The sequence below is a fragment of the Synechococcus sp. O70.2 genome (assembly GCF_047462135.1).
Classification (GTDB): domain Bacteria; phylum Cyanobacteriota; class Cyanobacteriia; order Thermostichales; family Thermostichaceae; genus Thermostichus.
Map to the genome: position 1 here is coordinate 309,743 of NZ_JANSIS010000002.1, position 14,641 is coordinate 324,383.

The 14,641-nt window shown below is 60.1% G+C and carries 13 protein-coding genes and 1 pseudogene; 3 read left to right on the forward strand and 11 right to left on the reverse strand.

The window, feature by feature from the left end; all coding sequences use genetic code 11:
• Positions 1–37: 37 nt before the first annotated feature.
• The 3 genes and pseudogenes from NW812_RS04105 to NW812_RS04115 form a co-directional block, all read right to left on the reverse strand.
• Positions 38–2,626 (reverse strand): annotated as a pseudogene (locus tag NW812_RS04105) (PAS domain S-box protein); the annotation flags it as partial.
• A gap of 284 nt (positions 2,627–2,910) precedes the next feature.
• Positions 2,911–3,336: a hypothetical protein gene (locus NW812_RS04110; protein WP_414394294.1), complete on the reverse strand. Its 426-nt coding sequence runs from the start codon at positions 3,334–3,336 to the stop codon at positions 2,911–2,913.
• Between the two features lie 229 nt (positions 3,337–3,565).
• Positions 3,566–4,159, reverse strand: coding sequence for a thioredoxin family protein (locus tag NW812_RS04115; RefSeq protein WP_414394410.1), 594 nt, complete (start codon positions 4,157–4,159; stop codon positions 3,566–3,568).
• A gap of 153 nt (positions 4,160–4,312) precedes the next feature.
• On the opposite strand from NW812_RS04115, the gene NW812_RS04120 reads away from it, so the two are divergent.
• On the forward strand, positions 4,313–5,200 hold the full coding sequence (locus NW812_RS04120) for a TatD family hydrolase (RefSeq protein ID WP_414394296.1): 888 nt from the start codon (positions 4,313–4,315) through the stop codon (positions 5,198–5,200).
• On the opposite strand, the gene NW812_RS04125 is transcribed toward NW812_RS04120, so the two are convergent.
• The 4 genes from NW812_RS04125 to NW812_RS04140 all read right to left on the reverse strand — a co-directional run bounded on the left by NW812_RS04125 (position 5,197) and on the right by NW812_RS04140 (position 7,835).
• Positions 5,197–5,361 carry a hypothetical protein gene (locus NW812_RS04125; protein WP_414394298.1) on the reverse strand — a complete coding sequence of 55 codons (165 nt, stop codon included), beginning with the start codon at positions 5,359–5,361 and terminating at the stop codon, positions 5,197–5,199. The two genes, NW812_RS04120 and NW812_RS04125, sit on opposite strands and share 4 nt — an antisense overlap.
• A gap of 39 nt (positions 5,362–5,400) precedes the next feature.
• Positions 5,401–5,490: a cytochrome b6-f complex subunit PetN gene (locus tag NW812_RS04130; RefSeq protein WP_011431548.1), complete on the reverse strand. Its 90-nt coding sequence runs from the start codon at positions 5,488–5,490 to the stop codon at positions 5,401–5,403.
• A gap of 97 nt (positions 5,491–5,587) precedes the next feature.
• Entirely contained in the window at positions 5,588–7,246 is a 1,659-nt protein-coding gene (locus NW812_RS04135) for a ComEC/Rec2 family competence protein (protein ID WP_414394300.1), read from the reverse strand.
• Between the two features lie 94 nt (positions 7,247–7,340).
• Complete coding sequence (locus NW812_RS04140; protein ID WP_414394302.1) at positions 7,341–7,835, reverse strand: ComEC/Rec2 family competence protein; 495 nt, start codon at positions 7,833–7,835, stop codon at positions 7,341–7,343.
• 226 nt (positions 7,836–8,061) lie between these two features.
• Between NW812_RS04140 and NW812_RS04145 the strand changes: the two genes are divergently transcribed.
• Both NW812_RS04145 and NW812_RS04150 read left to right on the forward strand, forming a co-directional pair.
• Positions 8,062–8,262: a hypothetical protein gene (locus tag NW812_RS04145; RefSeq protein ID WP_414394303.1), complete on the forward strand. Its 201-nt coding sequence runs from the start codon at positions 8,062–8,064 to the stop codon at positions 8,260–8,262.
• 76 nt (positions 8,263–8,338) lie between these two features.
• Positions 8,339–9,184, forward strand: a complete 846-nt coding sequence (locus tag NW812_RS04150; RefSeq protein ID WP_414394305.1) for a prepilin peptidase — start codon at positions 8,339–8,341, stop codon at positions 9,182–9,184.
• Here NW812_RS04150 and NW812_RS04155 read toward each other — a convergent pair.
• The 4 genes from NW812_RS04155 to NW812_RS04170 form a co-directional block, all read right to left on the reverse strand.
• Positions 9,168–9,812, reverse strand: coding sequence for a DUF721 domain-containing protein (locus tag NW812_RS04155; protein WP_414394307.1), 645 nt, complete (start codon positions 9,810–9,812; stop codon positions 9,168–9,170). The two genes, NW812_RS04150 and NW812_RS04155, sit on opposite strands and share 17 nt — an antisense overlap.
• A gap of 17 nt (positions 9,813–9,829) precedes the next feature.
• Positions 9,830–11,641: a mechanosensitive ion channel family protein gene (locus tag NW812_RS04160; RefSeq protein WP_414394308.1), complete on the reverse strand. Its 1,812-nt coding sequence runs from the start codon at positions 11,639–11,641 to the stop codon at positions 9,830–9,832.
• 83 nt (positions 11,642–11,724) lie between these two features.
• A complete protein-coding gene (gene uvrB, locus NW812_RS04165; protein WP_414394310.1) occupies positions 11,725–13,812 on the reverse strand; it encodes an excinuclease ABC subunit UvrB in 2,088 nt (695 codons plus the stop codon).
• Between the two features lie 12 nt (positions 13,813–13,824).
• On the reverse strand, positions 13,825–14,595 hold the full coding sequence (locus tag NW812_RS04170; RefSeq protein ID WP_414394312.1) for a hypothetical protein: 771 nt from the start codon (positions 14,593–14,595) through the stop codon (positions 13,825–13,827).
• Positions 14,596–14,641 lie beyond the last annotated feature (46 nt).

Below are 14,641 nucleotides of genomic sequence, written 5' to 3' on the forward strand. Positions count from 1 at the left end.
GTTGCTTGACCAAAGCCAACCCCAACCCGGTGCCGCCGTGCTCCCGGCGATCCGCCTTCGGGATCCGGTAGAACTTCTCAAAGATGCGGGGCAGCTCCGCCTCTGGGATCTCGCTGCTGTTGCTGCAGACAAAGAGGATCCCTTCTCCTTCTGGAGTTACCTGCAGACGGATGGATCCCTTAGGGGCGGTGTACTTGACAGCGTTGTGCAGCAGCTCGCGCAGGATGCGGCCCAGAGCCTTGGGATCTGCCTTAAGGGGGGGGATCCCCTCTTCTAGGCGCAGTTGCAAGTTCTGCTTTTTGCCCTGGGCTAGAGGCTGGGCTGCCGCCACCAGATCCCGCAAATAGTGCGGCAGGAAGATCTCTTCCGGCTGGAGCAGATACTTCTCGGCTGAAAGCCGCTGCATGTCCAGCAGGTCGTTGATGAGATCAATTTGTCGGTTGCATTCTTTGAGAGCGATAGCGAAATAGTGCTGCTGTTTCTTAGGGTTATCGCAGGCTATTTGCAGCATCTGCAGGGCCATGCGCACATTGGCCATGGGGGTGCGTAGCTCGTGGGAGACGGTACTCAAGAAATCATCCTTGAGCAGGTTGAGCCGCTCCAATTCCTTCACTTGGGCCCGGGTCTCCTCGTACAAACGGGCCTGGCGCAGGGCCAGGGCGCACAGGTTGACCACCTGATAGGCCAGTTGTCTCTCGGCTTCGGAAAACTCCTGCTGCCGCTCCAACAGCAAGAGCCCCAGCCGCTCTTGGTGGTTTCGAAGGGAGCAAGCCAAGAGGTGTACCCAGCGCTCGCCTCTTTGAGAACACCAGTGGACTTCCCAGGGCAAGGCATGGGAGTGCAGCAGGTGCCCAAGCTCAGGGTCGTTAAGGGAGGCGAGATCCGCCTTCTCTGGAAAAGAGCAAGCCCGGATCCAAGAGGATCCATCGGCGCTGGTCAAGAGAATATGACAGCCAGTCAGGTTGAGAGCCTCGGCTAGGCTCTTGACCACCTCTTCCAAGATCTCTCCCTCTTTGAGGCTGGCCACCATCTGGCCGCTGAGGGAGCGCAGCACTGCCTCAAAGCGCAAAGCCTGCTCCAACTGGGCGGTGCACAGCGCCACCTGGGCTTCTAGCTCGCGGTTGAGGGCTTCTAGCTGCTGTTGGGCCCGCTTTTGCTCGGTGATCTCCCGCCCCACCGACAGGATCTCCACCAGTTGGCCTTGGCTGTCGAAAATGCCCCGATCTGCCCAGCTTACCCAGCGGGATTGTCCGTCTTCGCCGGGGTACTCCCGCTCGCTGCGGTGGAAGGGGTGCTCAGGCGTGAGGACAGCCAGCGCCTGCAGTACCGCCTCCCGCTCTTCCGGCGGCAGAGAATCCCTCCAGCGCCTGCCTATCGTTTCTTCTGCGGAGCGGCCAAAGAAGCGCAGGTAGGCCGGGTTGGCATAGGTTATGGAAGTATCGGGCCGAAAGCGGCAGATCAGCTCCGTCTGCTGCTCCACCACAGCGCAGTACTGCTGCTGCTGTTGCCAGAGGCGATCCAACAAAGCCTGTTGGTTAGCGACCGCCTGCTGCCAAGCTTTGGCCAGGGTCTGCACCTCTTGGATGGGGCCGGGATCCATAGAGGCCAAGGCTGGGATCCCACTGTGCACAAATTGCTCGGCTACTTGGGTAAGGCGGCGCAGCGGGCGAGAGAGGGCTTTGTCCAGGAGGATCCCAACTCCCAGAAAGCCCAGTAGCAGCCCCCCTCCCCACAGAGCCGCCTGCTGCGTGCTGCTATAGACGGGGGCCAACAGGGTGCTCTCCGGGATCCCGTGTAAGAAATAGAAACCTAGCCCCCCTTCCTCCTGAATGGCCTTTACCTGCACCCAGTGAGGGATCCCGTCCACCTCAAGACGCAGCAGCCCTTGTGAGGCCGCCATCTCCCAGGATCCCACCTGCTCTTGCACAGCCAGCAGCCGCGGTTGAGGAGATGGCTTCTCCGTGCTGGCCACCACCTGGCCCTCCCCATCCAGCAACAAGGTCGTCCCTGGATACTCCAAGCCGGCCTGCAGATCCTCTAGAAAAGCCTGCAGGTGATGAACCGGGAGGGAAGCCACCAGGCTGCCGTAAACTTGGCCCTCCGCGTTCGCCAAGGGCAGCGCCGTCAGGATTAGCCGCTCCGGTTTTTGGTGGGAAGACTCGACAAAAAAGTTGCTCACCAGCCAGGTACGGCTGGCCCCTGCCTGTTGCAGGATTTCGGGAAACCAAGACAACTGCTGCAAATCTAAAGAGCTTAGTTGCCGCGTCAAGCCAGTGGGATCCCCGCTTTCTGGACCCCGTTGGCGGCCTTGGACGGATCCCGGCTTCAGGCCCGGCGTGTGGTAGGTCCAGATGGAGCCATCGGCGTGGCGGCGGGCGGTTACAAACCCCCCCTGAACTGAGACCAAGCCGATGTCGCTCAGCTTGGGAAACTGCTGCAACTGGCGGGCAAAATAGGCTTCCAGCACTTCTAGCCGCGGGGCGGCCAGATTGGGCAAAAGTCCCCAGCGCAGCACCTCCTTATTGAGGGCATTTACCTGCAGGGGGGCCTGCAGATATCTGTGTAGGTGATCCTCGGCTCGGTCGTTAACCTCACTCTTCAAGTGCCTAGCCAACTGCAGCGCCATCCGCTGCCCAGCCCGCCAGGAGAAGTAGGATACCCCGCCTGCCCCTCCTACCACTGCCAGCACTAAGGGTGCTAGCAGCGCTACCCGCAAAGGGATGGAGCGGAGCGGCAAGGGAGAAGATTGCGTCAGTGCTCTACCTGATGGGAGAACCTCCCCAACGAGTCCTCCGGCGCTAGTAAGCACCCGACAGAACAGGACTCTATAGAAAGGCCCAAAGAATTATAGCACTTCACAGGTGTAGCTTACTTCTGTACTAGCTGCTACCAAGGCTGGATTTTGAGCGGCTAAGCCGACCGGGTAAGCGTTAGCTGCTCTGCTTCGACCTTGTGGCTGAGCAACTTTTCAATCAACTGATCCAGAAGCTCTAGCTCACCCTCCGTGTAACGTCCCCGCAAAAGTAGTTCGTTGATGAGGCTCTCCTGTTCCCGGCTGAGGAAGCCACTCTGAAACACTTGTTCAACCACCTCTCGAATGCTGGACGCCGGATCGGCAGGGGCATTCACGGCTGCCTCCGCTTGAGTCCTACTTTGAGGAGCGAGGTGGCGCTGCTCAACCTGCTCCGGTGGGGCTTGAGTCCTGTCTGCAGCAGGGGCTGTGTCCTGCCATTTTGGAGAGACCTCCCGCAGTTCCCCCAGGGAAAGGTTTTCGCTCAGGGTCCTTGCCAAGCGGTAAGTCCGGTAATCCACGGTTAAGTCGAGAGTAGCTTGCATGCTGCTTTCTACGTATCTCTAATGACTGTGGTCCTACCTTATCCCCTATTCCGGGATATCACGTAAGCAATTTCTACGTTTTTCGTACGCGATCTGGTGGAGACAAAGGTAAAAAAAGTAAAAATAAAGACAACCCCCCTTGCGGGGGGGAGGTTGCTTGAGGGCCTACTGACCTGCTCTAAGGCGAAGATGGGGGTCTAGGGGAAGTTTGGGATCCGCCCCAGGACTTTCAAGAGGCTTGCTTGAAGTAGTCGGGCTCGTTGCCGGGCTTCCACTTGATGTTGCAGCCAAGGCTGGGCTTTTGGTTGGGATCGATGGGCTTGCCCGCCAGCAGGTTATCCAGCGCTGCCCGCAAGTCTTTGCCAGTCACTGGCACATCCGGCAGGCCGGGGCGGCTGTCGTCCAGTTGGCCGCGGTACACCAGCTTGCGATCGGCATCGAACAGGAAAAAGTCGGGAGTGCAAGCGGCTGAAAAGGCTTTGGCCACCTCTTGGCTTTCGTCGTAGCAGAAGGGGAAGGTAAAGCCCAAGGTCTCGGCCATCTTCTTCAAGTTCTCAGGGCTGTCCTCGGGGTATTTCTCCACGTCGTTGGCGCTGATGGCTACAATGCCGACGCCGCGGTCCTTGTAATCTCTGCCAATGCGAGCCAGCTCCTCTTGCACGTGCTTCACGTAGGGGCAGTGCTGGCAGATAAACATCACCAGCAAAGCGGGCTTGTCGGCAAAGGTAGAAAGGGAAATGGTTTGTCCAGTTACCACATCCGGCAGGCTGAAGTCAGGGGCGGGGGTGCCCAAAGGCAGCATCGTTGAGGGGGTACGAGCCATAACAAACCTCCAGCGTAAAGTTTCCTCAATCATCATGGCTCATCCCGCTCCCCAGGAGTTGGGAGCACGGGATCCTGCCGACAGATCCCAAACAGGCAGGGAACGGCCTTTACAATTGGATAGAGTTCGCAACATTTTGTCCGGAGCTGAGCTTTGAGCACCGCCGTCTTGCCCGCTGCCCCCCTGGTGGACACCCACGTCCACTTAAACTATCCCGACTTTGCAGAAGATCTGCCCCAGGTGGCCGAGCGCTGGCGCCAGGCCGGGATCCGGCAACTAGTACATTCCTGCGTCACGCCAGCGGAGTTTCCCCAGTTGCAGGCCATTGCCGACCAGTATCCCGAGGTGTTCTTGTCGGTGGGGCTGCATCCGCTTGAGGCGCGCCAGTGGCAGCCGGCTCTGGCCGAAAAGATTGCCCAGTTGGCCGCAGGCGACAGGCGGGTGGTGGCCATCGGGGAGACGGGCTTGGATTTCTACAAGTCCGACCCGTCAGATATCGAGCGGCAAAAAGAATCCTTCCGCGCCCACATTGCCATTGCCCAGGAGCAGGACCTAGCCCTGATTGTCCATTGCCGCGAGGCGGCAGCGGCCACCTATGAGATTCTCCAAGAGGCCATGGCCACAGGGGGATCGCTGCGGGTGGTGATGCACTGCTGGAGCGGATCCCCGGAGGAGACGCGGCTCTTTGTGGAGCTGGGCTGCTTTATTAGCTTTAGCGGCATCGTGACCTTTAAGAACGCTGAGACGGTGCGCCGCTCGGCCTTGGAGGTGCCCCTGTCCCAGCTTCTGGTGGAAACCGACTGCCCTTTCCTGGCCCCTACTCCCTTCCGCGGCAAACGCAACGAGCCAGCCTATGTGCAGCGGGTGGCCCAAACCTTGGCGGAGTTGTTGCAGATCCCCTTGGAGGATCTGGCCCAACAAACCAGCCAAAATGCCGCTCGCCTCTTCCGCCTTCCCCAGCAAGGCGACGGCGGAGGAGATCCTCCTGCTCTGAGGGCCGCCGGCAACCAGCCCAATCGCGAGGCGTGTGCAAACCGCTAGCGGCGCTTGGAGCGGCGAGCCTGACGTTCTGCCTCGTTGCGTCGCCGCCGATCCCGCCAGTCGATCAAGGTGATGTAGCCAACGCCCAAAGTTATGGCCGCTAGGAGCAAAAAGATGCCCCCATAGGCAAGGCGGAGGATCCAGGGCAAGGCGGTTTCCATGGGGCTAGAGGCACTGAAGGACGGCAGGGAGGCTCAGGGCTACATGCCGTTGCGGCCCCAAACCACAAAGGCAATCGAAAGGGCAAAGAAAGCAGCAACGGCAACCCAGCCAAAGGTGATGATGTCCATAGGTCTAGCCGAGCAAAGAGGGCTTATCGGGGTGATCCTATTTTAGGGGATGGGATCCCCACCGCCTCCACAATCAAGCCCGCCTGGGGAGGAGGTGCTAGAGCTCTTGCGCTCTCAGGGTTTGCACGCCTTGCCGCGACCAGGTCACTGCTCCAACGCGCTCGGCTAAGTAGAGAGGCCGCTGCCTCTGCCGAAACCAAGTAACCACTGCCTCACTGGCGGAGCCAGAGCTGATGCCCGCCTGCACCTGAAAGCGCTCCAGCAAGTCCAGGATTAGGGATCCCCCATCCCACCACAGCCAGTCAATTTGGGCCGGCAGCAGGGGAGATCCGGTTAGCTCGGCCTGGACCTGGGTGCTGGCGGACCCCAAAAGCAGCCAGCGGGATCCCTCGGCCTCCAGGGTCAACACCAGGGGGTTGGTATGGACAGCCTGCAGCTTCAGCCGCTCGGAAAAAGGGATGCGGTCGGCGGGCCGCAAGACTTGATAGGGGATCCCGGCAGCTTGCACGGCACTGAGGGAGCGCAGGTAGCTTTCGGAAGCGGCGTTGATCCCGCCCCCGTCCCAGAAGTGCCCAATGGAGAAAGCCGAAAGCAGGATCTCCCAAGCGCCATTGGCAGAGCCCCTAGAGGTCATGGCTACCGCTCCCTCCAGACGGCGCAGGCCCTGCTGCCGCAGAAAAGGCAGCACCGTGCGCTCGGCCAGGCGGGGATCGCCGCTGTTGAGCAAGAGGTGGCGTCCTTCTGCCTGAATAACCAGAATGGGGATGGGGCCACTGGCCAAAGCGGTGATCTGAACTGGCGGCCCCGGCCACAACCTCGGCCCCAGCAGGATGGCGGCCATGATCAGGGTAGTGCCCTGCCAGCGGAAAGCCCGTCGCCACTGCGGCCAAAAGGTGAGGGCCACCAGCGCCCCGTAGAGGAGCAGACACTGGAGCAGCGAGATCCTGCCGGTGTAGTAGGAACTTAAGGGCCAGCTGGCCATCCAGCTCACCCAGTTGATCAAGGGTGTGATCAAAAACGTCAGGGGCTGGGCCAGCAGGGATCCCAGGGCCGGCCAGAGCAAAGCCACAAAGGCCACCCCAAACCCGGCCACCAGCAGGGGCAGCAGCAGGATTAGCAGCAGCGGGTTGGCCAGCAGGGAATAGGTGGGGATGCGGCCAAAGATGGCCACTTGCAGCGGCAAGGTCCAGATCTGGGCTGCCAGAGGAATAGCCAAGGCGGTAGCCACTGCTGGGGGCAAGAAGTCCAAACGGGAAACAATGGGAGCTGTCCCCACCAGCAGGCCCAAGGTGGCGGCAAAGCTGAGCTGAAACCCCAGGTCTGTAATCCACTGTGGCTGATAGAGCAACAGCAAAACCGCTGCCACCAGCAGCGTTCCCAGGGGGTTGAGCCTAACTTTCCCCTCCAGCCGCGGCTCCGTCAGCACCAGCATGGCCGCCACTCCCATCACTGCCGCCCGTAGCACCGAAGGGGTAAACCCTGTCAAGGTGAGGTAAACCCCCAAGGCTGCCAGGAGGATCCCCTGCTGCAGGCGCACTGCCAGCCGCCGCGTCAGCACAAACACCACCCCCAGCAGTAGCGACACGTGAAACCCAGAAGCGGCCAGAACATGGGCCATGCCGATTTCTCGGAAGGCATCTTGCAAATCGAAGTCCAACTGGCCAGCCCGGGATCCCAGCACCAGCGAGGCCAAGAGGTTCCCCTGCCGCTCTCCCAGACCGGCGACGAAGGCCTGCCGCACCCGCCGCCGCAACACCCAACCTCCCCAGACTTTTCCTCCCGGCTGCGGGATCACCTCGCGGGCGCTGAAACCGGCAAAAGCTCCCTGGCGCTGCAGGTAGGCTTGAAAGTCAAAGCTGCCGGGGTTTAAGGCTGGGCAGGTAGAGGGATCCCAGCAGGCGCACCCGCTGGTTGGGATGGAGATCCCTGCCCTGGAGGGCTGCCGGGCTAGCAGTGACGTAGAGCTTGCCGCTCACCTGGCGGGCAGTGGAGTCGGCCTCCAGCACCTGCTCCGCCTCGAGCCAGAATTGCCGCCGCTCGCCGCGGGTAGGACGGGGCTCCGAAAGGACAGTGCCCACCAGACTCACCTGCGCCTGCGGGGCTAGAAGGCTAATATCCGTCGGGCCGGGAACCGGCTGCCGCCAGCCCAGGTAGGCCCAAGCCAGGCAGCCCACCAGCCCCGCCGCCAGCCAGGTGCGCCCCAGGCGCGGCCGTTGCCGGTAGACCAGGGATCCCACTAGCCCCAGCCCTAGAGGGATCCCCCACCCCCAGCCGCTCACTGCCGGCCAGGCCCGCAGCAACAGGCCTAGGATCCAGCCCAGCCCCAGCAGGTAGGTTCTCTCCATCTGCTCTCAGCGCGCTTGCCCCCACTGTACTCTCCTACCCAAGCGGGATCTATAGCCCTGTCTTAACCTGCCCTGCTGGCTACCCCCCCAGCTCAAGCTCGTTTGGCGACCTCTCTCGGTTCCTTGCCGGTCAACTTCCTGAATTGGGAAATAAAGATGGATGGCCCACCGGCTCTGCGCCGCGATATCCTAAGGATCGAACCACCAGCAAGGGGTGAGACTGCTCATGGACAGCACTTTGCTACAAGCAGCTCGCCAGATCTACCAGCTTCATCTTCAGCACCGCCCAGAGGTGGTGGAGCAGCCACCGCGGGGCGTGGTCATCCATCGCCGTACCCTGCGGGGCGACTTGATTTTCTCGGAGTTTCCCATTCTCTTGCCTCAGGAGACTTTTATTCCCTTGCAGCAGTTGGAGCCGCTGCGCTGAAGCCCTGCTCCCCTGCCCATCTGGAGGGTCTACGCTATACGATGGCAGAGTTAGTCTTTGTTGCCTGGGAACGGCGGTGAGGGCAGACTTCCTGGCCAGCGCCTGGGAACTGCGCCTGTTGGGTTGGGTGCTGGTGCTGATCCTAGGGGCCTGCGTGGGCAGCTTTATCAACGTGGTGGTCTACCGCCTGCCGCGAGGTCTTTCTCTACTCTATCCTGGCTCCCACTGTCCCCACTGCAAGACGCCCCTGGGGCCGACGGAGAACCTCCCCATCCTAGGCTGGTTCTTGCTGCGTGGTCGCTGCCGTCACTGCGGGAATCTCATCGCCTGGCGCTACCCTGCCGTCGAGGCCTTGACCATGGGTCTGTTTGGCCTCAGCGTTGGGGTTCTGGGATTTTCTCCCCGCGGGATCCTCACCTGCTTGCTGTTGGGCTGGCTGCTGGTGCTAGCCCTGGTTGACCTGGATACGTTTTTGCTGCCAGAAGCGCTCACCCGCTCCGGCTTGCTGGCAGGACTGCTGGCCCGCTTGGTGCTGCCTTGGCTAGAGGGATCCAGATCCCTGGCCGCTACAGGCTCGTCTTTGGTGGCTGGGATTGCAGGCGCGGTGCTGGGCATTTGGCTAGTGGAAGGCATTGGTTTGGTGGCCCGCCAAGTTTTGCGGCGGGAGGCCATGGGCGGAGGAGATGGCAAGTTGCTGGCCCTCATTGGCATGTGGCTGGGCTGGCAGGGGGTGGTCGTGACCCTCCTTTTGGGTTCCGCGTTGGGCTTGCTGGTTAGCTTGCTGGCCATGGCCAGAGGACGAGCTCGCCTGGGCAAACCTGTTCCCTTTGGACCCTACCTGGCTCTAGGCGGGGCTGTGGCTGCCTTGGCAGGATCCCCGGTGGTCGAAGCCTACTTGCGCTGGGTCAACCTGCTGGAGTAGACGCTATTCCTGCAGGCGGCAACTCTCTGGGGTAGCGACGGCTGGATCCACGCAAGGACTGGCGATGGCAAAACCCACAGACCAACCAACGCTCCAGCTCGGCAGCAGGGGTGGGGCAGCCGCAGGCAGGGCAGGGAAACAGGTTTTGCTGGGTTTGTTGCCGTTTCACTAGCCGAGCCCAGCGCTCGAAGGCAGCTTTGGCCTCTTCAGAAGAGGGAGATAAGCTGGAGCGGCGAGGGGTGGTAGGCCGCTTGGGAGTTGAGGATACAGGGGGAGGGGGGTAGAACTTGTCTACCAGTTCCGCATCGGAGGCAAAAGAGTTAGCCAAGCCCGACCTCGCATGCCAAGCGGCAGGGCTAAAGCGGATATCCGCGAGGGGAGGGTGGAGGCGGCTGTTAAGTTTCTTGAGAATCCGTTGGCGCTGGAAGGTGAGGTTCTGAGCCCAAGCAGGGGTAGAGGTGGCCACCTGCAGCACCTGGCGGCGCAGGTTGACCGGGTAGGTTTGCGCGGCTACCGCTTCTCCCACCACTTCCGGCCAGATCTGCCGCAGGGTCTGCATTTGGTTGAGCTCGGCCCAAAGGGGGTGGCCGCTGAAACTGGCCAACACACGCTCCAGGCTTTGCAGCATGGTGTCTCTCCCTAACCCTAATCCTTGTCTTCCGAGAACTGGGCTGCTTCGCTGAGGGCCGACTGGATAGAAGCAGCGTCAGGCAGAGAACGGGATCCGCCGTTGGGGCTGAGGGAAACCAGTCCTTCCAAGCTGCGGATGTGGATGTCTTGCTGGGGGAAGGGGATGCGGATCCCGCGCCGCCGAAACTCGGCCTCGATGGCGAAGTTGAGCTCGCTAGTCAAGACAAATTGGTCCTGAGGACGGTTGATCCACACCAACAGTTCAAAGTTAAGGGAAGAAGGCCCAAAAGATCTAAGCCACACCTGCGGGGGCGGGTTGGTTAGAACCCGCGGATTTCCCCTAGCAACGGCAAGCAGGGCTTCGGTAACCACCTTTGTGTCGGAGCCATAGGCTACGCCCACGGGAATGTGGATGCGGCAGCGGGGATCCCGGTAGCTCCAGTTCACCACCTTTGACTCGGTGAAGCGAGAGTTGGGCACAATGACAAAGATGCGATCCAAGGTGCGCAGGACAGTAGCCCGCGGGCCAATGTGCTCTACTGTGCCAAGCAAGTTGTCCACTTCGACTAGATCCCCAATCTGGATGGGACGCTCTAGGAGGATGGCGAGGTAGCTAAGGTAGTTGTTGGAAAGGTTTTGCAGGCCAAAGCCAATTCCTAAGCCCACCGCCCCTGCAATCACAGCCAAGGAGCTGAGGTTGAGGCCGCTAAAGGGCAGCACTAGCAGGATCCCAAATAGGGTGAGGACGTATTTGAAGATGGCCGCCGTCGACTCCTGGGTGCCCAAGTCCAGCCCAAGGCGACCCAAAAACCGCTGCTTTAAGCCAACGCTGATATAGTGGGCAACCGTAAAGACCAAAGTGGCCAGGACAAAGAAGACCAATAGGCTAGCAATGGAAACATTGGAATTGGGCAGCGGCTGGATGAGAACGCCTAGTGCTGTGTCCACCACCTGCCCCAAGCGCGCGTAAAAAGCCCGCTGAAAGGGCCGCAGGGCGGGTATGAAGCTAATGCTGCGGTCCAGCGAGATGCCGGCAATAAGCATTGCTCCTAGGCTGCGCAGCAGGGATCCTCCCATGTCAATCCAGCTTCCCCAACCTGGGTCAGCCCGGAGCTCTAGCCACCTCTGCAGGCGGACGAGGCTACGGTCGAACAGCCGCCAGAGAAAGAACCCCACAGCCACGCTGGCCAGCCCAGCCAAGGTAGTGAGCACTAGCACGCGCGGATCCCGCGTCCGCTGCAGATCCAGCCGATCCTGCCGGTACTCAGCGATGGCTTGTTCCAGCCGCCGTGCCCAACTGTTGGCCACTAGACGCACATCGTTGAGGCTTACCTGAGCCAGCGGCACCCTGCGCTCGGCAGCCGCATCGGCATAGGTGACGGTAAACAAGTACCGTTGGGTGGCCTCAAAGCGGCCTCTTTCTCCCAGCCGGAGAACGTACTGCCCATTGGCATCCTGAGCCACCCGCACCTCTGGCTCCGGCAACTGGCCCTCTTCCAAAAAGCGCTCGATGATTGCCCGCACATTATCAGCCCGCACGTCGCTGGGGTATTCTGCCGTTTGCAGGCGAAACACCGGGACTCCCCCCACTAGCACTGCTGTGCCCTCTTGGCCAGTCAACGGGATCCCCAGCGGGGTTGGGGAAGGAGCTCCCTCGGGGGCAACTCCAGGATCCCGCAGCTCAAGTGCCTGCGCCAGGCGGTTCTCAAAGGGGGCAGAGAGGGCAGGGGAAAGCCAGAGACCGATCCCCACTGTCAGCCCCAGCGCGAGTACAGCCCCCTTCAGCAAGAGGGAATCTCGAATGGCTCGGCGGAGGCGAACATCCATGGTTTCAGGAATCCCGAGGAGGCTTGGCGGTATGCCCATGGTGGCACGAGCAAGTCCCGCGGCTGGGGAGGCAGGCTGGGAGTTTAGGCACTCCAGGGGTGGCCCAAAAGCCGTTGGCGCAGCTTTTTAATTTGGTCGCGCAGCCGGGCAGCTTCTTCAAATTCCAAGTTTTTAGCTGCCGCTTTCATCTTTGCATCTAGCTCGCTAATGAGCTCTGGAATTTTGGAGAGAGGGATCTCATCCAGCGCTGGAAAGGCTTTTTCCAGATCCTTGCCCTTGAGTTTGCGGGAGATGGATAAAAAAGACAAAATGGCATTGCTGTTTTTCTTAACGATGGGCTTAGGGGTGATGTTGTGCTGGCGATTGTATTCCAACTGAATTTGGCGGCGGCGCTGGGTTTCGGCAATCGCTCTTGCCATGCTGCTAGTTAGCGTGTCAGCATACATCACCACCATGCCGCGGACATGGCGCGCTGCCCGCCCAATCATCTGGATTAGGGATCGCTCCGCCCGCAAAAATCCCTCTTTATCTGCATCCAAAATGGCCACCAAGGAGACTTCCGGCAGATCCAACCCCTCCCGCAACAAATTGACCCCCACCAGGACATCAAAAGCCCCTTCCCGAAAATCTTGGAGGATCTCAATGCGCTCGATGGGGGTAATTTCAGAGTGCAAATAGCGAACCCGGATCCCGCGTTCCTGCAAGTACTCCGTGAGATCTTCAGCCATGCGTTTGGTAAGGGTGGTCACGATGACCCGTTCCGGGAAGCCCTGCTGCGAGCGCTCTAGGCGCAGGTAGATTTCTGAGAGCAAATCCTCCACTTGACCGGCTGTGGGGCGGACATGCACTTCTGGATCCACCACACCAGTGGGCCGAATAACTTGTTCTACAACCCGGCCTGTGCCCGGTATGTAGAACTTCAGGGGTTTGCCATTTTCCACCACGGTTTCAAACTGAGCTTCGCTTTGTTCCAATTCCCAGTTGCCGGGCGTGGCGGAAACAAAGATGCATTGGTGGACTTTGGCCCAAAATTCCTCGGCTTTAAGGGGGCGATTGTCAAGGGCGCTGGGCAGGCGAAAGCCGTGATCCACCAACACCTGTTTGCGGGCGCGATCCCCATTGTACATGCCCCGGATTTGCGGCACGGTAACGTGGGATTCGTCCACCACCAATAGCCAATCGTTGGCCTTGAAGTAGTCCACCAAGCAAGCAGGCGGCTCCCCCTCCTTGCGCCCCGTCAAATGCCGGGAGTAGTTTTCAATGCCGTTGCAGTAGCCCACCTCCCTCAGCATTTCCAAATCGGAGCGGGTGCGCTGCTCCAGCCGCTGAGCTTCTAAGAGCTTGCCCTGGCGGCGAAAGAGAGCTAGCTGCTCTTCCAGCTCTTCCTCAATGCTGCGGATGGCCTGTTCTAGTCGCTCTTCGGGTGTTACAAAGTGGCGAGCTGGATAAACCCTGAGGGCGCTGACGCTGGTGAGGATCGCGCCTGTCACCGGGTCAAGGAGGCGAATGGCCTCGATCTCATCGCCAAAAAACTCAATGCGAATTACTCTATCCTCATAGGCAGGCACAATTTCCAGCACATCCCCTTTGACGCGAAACCGCCCCCGCGCCAGTTCCAGATCATTGCGCTCGTACTGGATGCCGACCAGATCCCGCAAGACCTGCCGTTGGTCAATTCGTTGGCCCACTTTGAAGGGGATAGAAGCCTTTAGGTATTCCTCCGGCATGCCCAAGCCGTAGAGGCAGCTTACGGAAGCCACAACAATGACATCCCGCCGTTCAAAGAGGGAGCGGGTAGCCGAGTGCCGCAGCATGTCAATTTCTTCGTTAATGGAAGAAGACTTGGCGATGTAGGTGTCAGTGCTGGGCAAATAGGCTTCCGGTTGGTAGTAGTCGTAGTAGCTGATGAAATACTCGACAGCATTGTAGGGAAAAAGCTCGCGCAGCTCGTTGCACAGTTGTGCAGCCAAGGTTTTGTTGGGGGCCATCACCAGGGTTGGCTTGCCAATCTGCTGGATAGTATGGGCAATGGTAAAGGTTTTGCCAGTTCCGGTTGCCCCTAGCAGAGTTTGAAAGCGATGGCCCTCTAAAATAGACTGCACCAAGCCAGCAATTGCCTGAGGCTGATCCCCGGTGGGCTGGTAGGGGGAAACCAGTTGAAACTCAGACATAGGTCTAACCCTTTACAAGCTGTAGATTTGTCCATCTACCAGCAGATGAGTGATGCCTTTCTTTTGCAACTGCGAGCGCACAATTCCCAGAATGTAGCCGGGAAAGTGGATGACCCGGTAGGGCGGGTGGGTGTTGCTGCCTCGGCGGCTCATTTCGCAAAAGCGCCGGGCCACCTTGTGGTTGTCAAAAACGGGCAGCGTATTGGCATTCTCGATCCCTTCCAAGGATCCCGGCCCCAAAAATTCCTTGAGGGGGCGGGTGGCCAATTCTTGGTAGCGGTCCACCACTACGTAGCAGGTCTCGGGCAGCTCCAGCTCCTCCAGGGGAAGCACCTGAATTTGATGGACAGGCCCAGCGAAGGGATCTGGCTCTGCTTCGGCGTCCTCCGGCAGATCGTCACTGGTGTCTTCCTCCTCTTCCGCTTCATCGTCGTCTTCTTCTGCAGCCAGATCTTCCTGCAGCTCAGCCACCAGGTGGGCTGGCAGCGCTTCAGGGGGCAGTTCTGCTCCTTCGCCCGCTTGATTAGAGGCGTCCTCTGGAGACAAAACCTGTTGTGGCTGGGGCATCTCTTCCTTGTCCCTGTCTTTGCGGCGGGCTGCTGAGCGTCTGAGCTGGATTAGCTGCTGGTACTCGTCAGGAGGGATATTTTCCTTGAGAACGCGGGTGATGGTGGCGAGGCTGACGCGGAATTGCTCCGCCAGTTCAGCAACAGTAGCCACCGAGCCACGGTAGGCATTGACGATCTGCTGTTGTTCTTGCTTTGACAGTTTGCTACGAGCCATCGCCATTCACCCTCTCCCAAAAGTTCTTATGGGCAGGCGGCGTTGA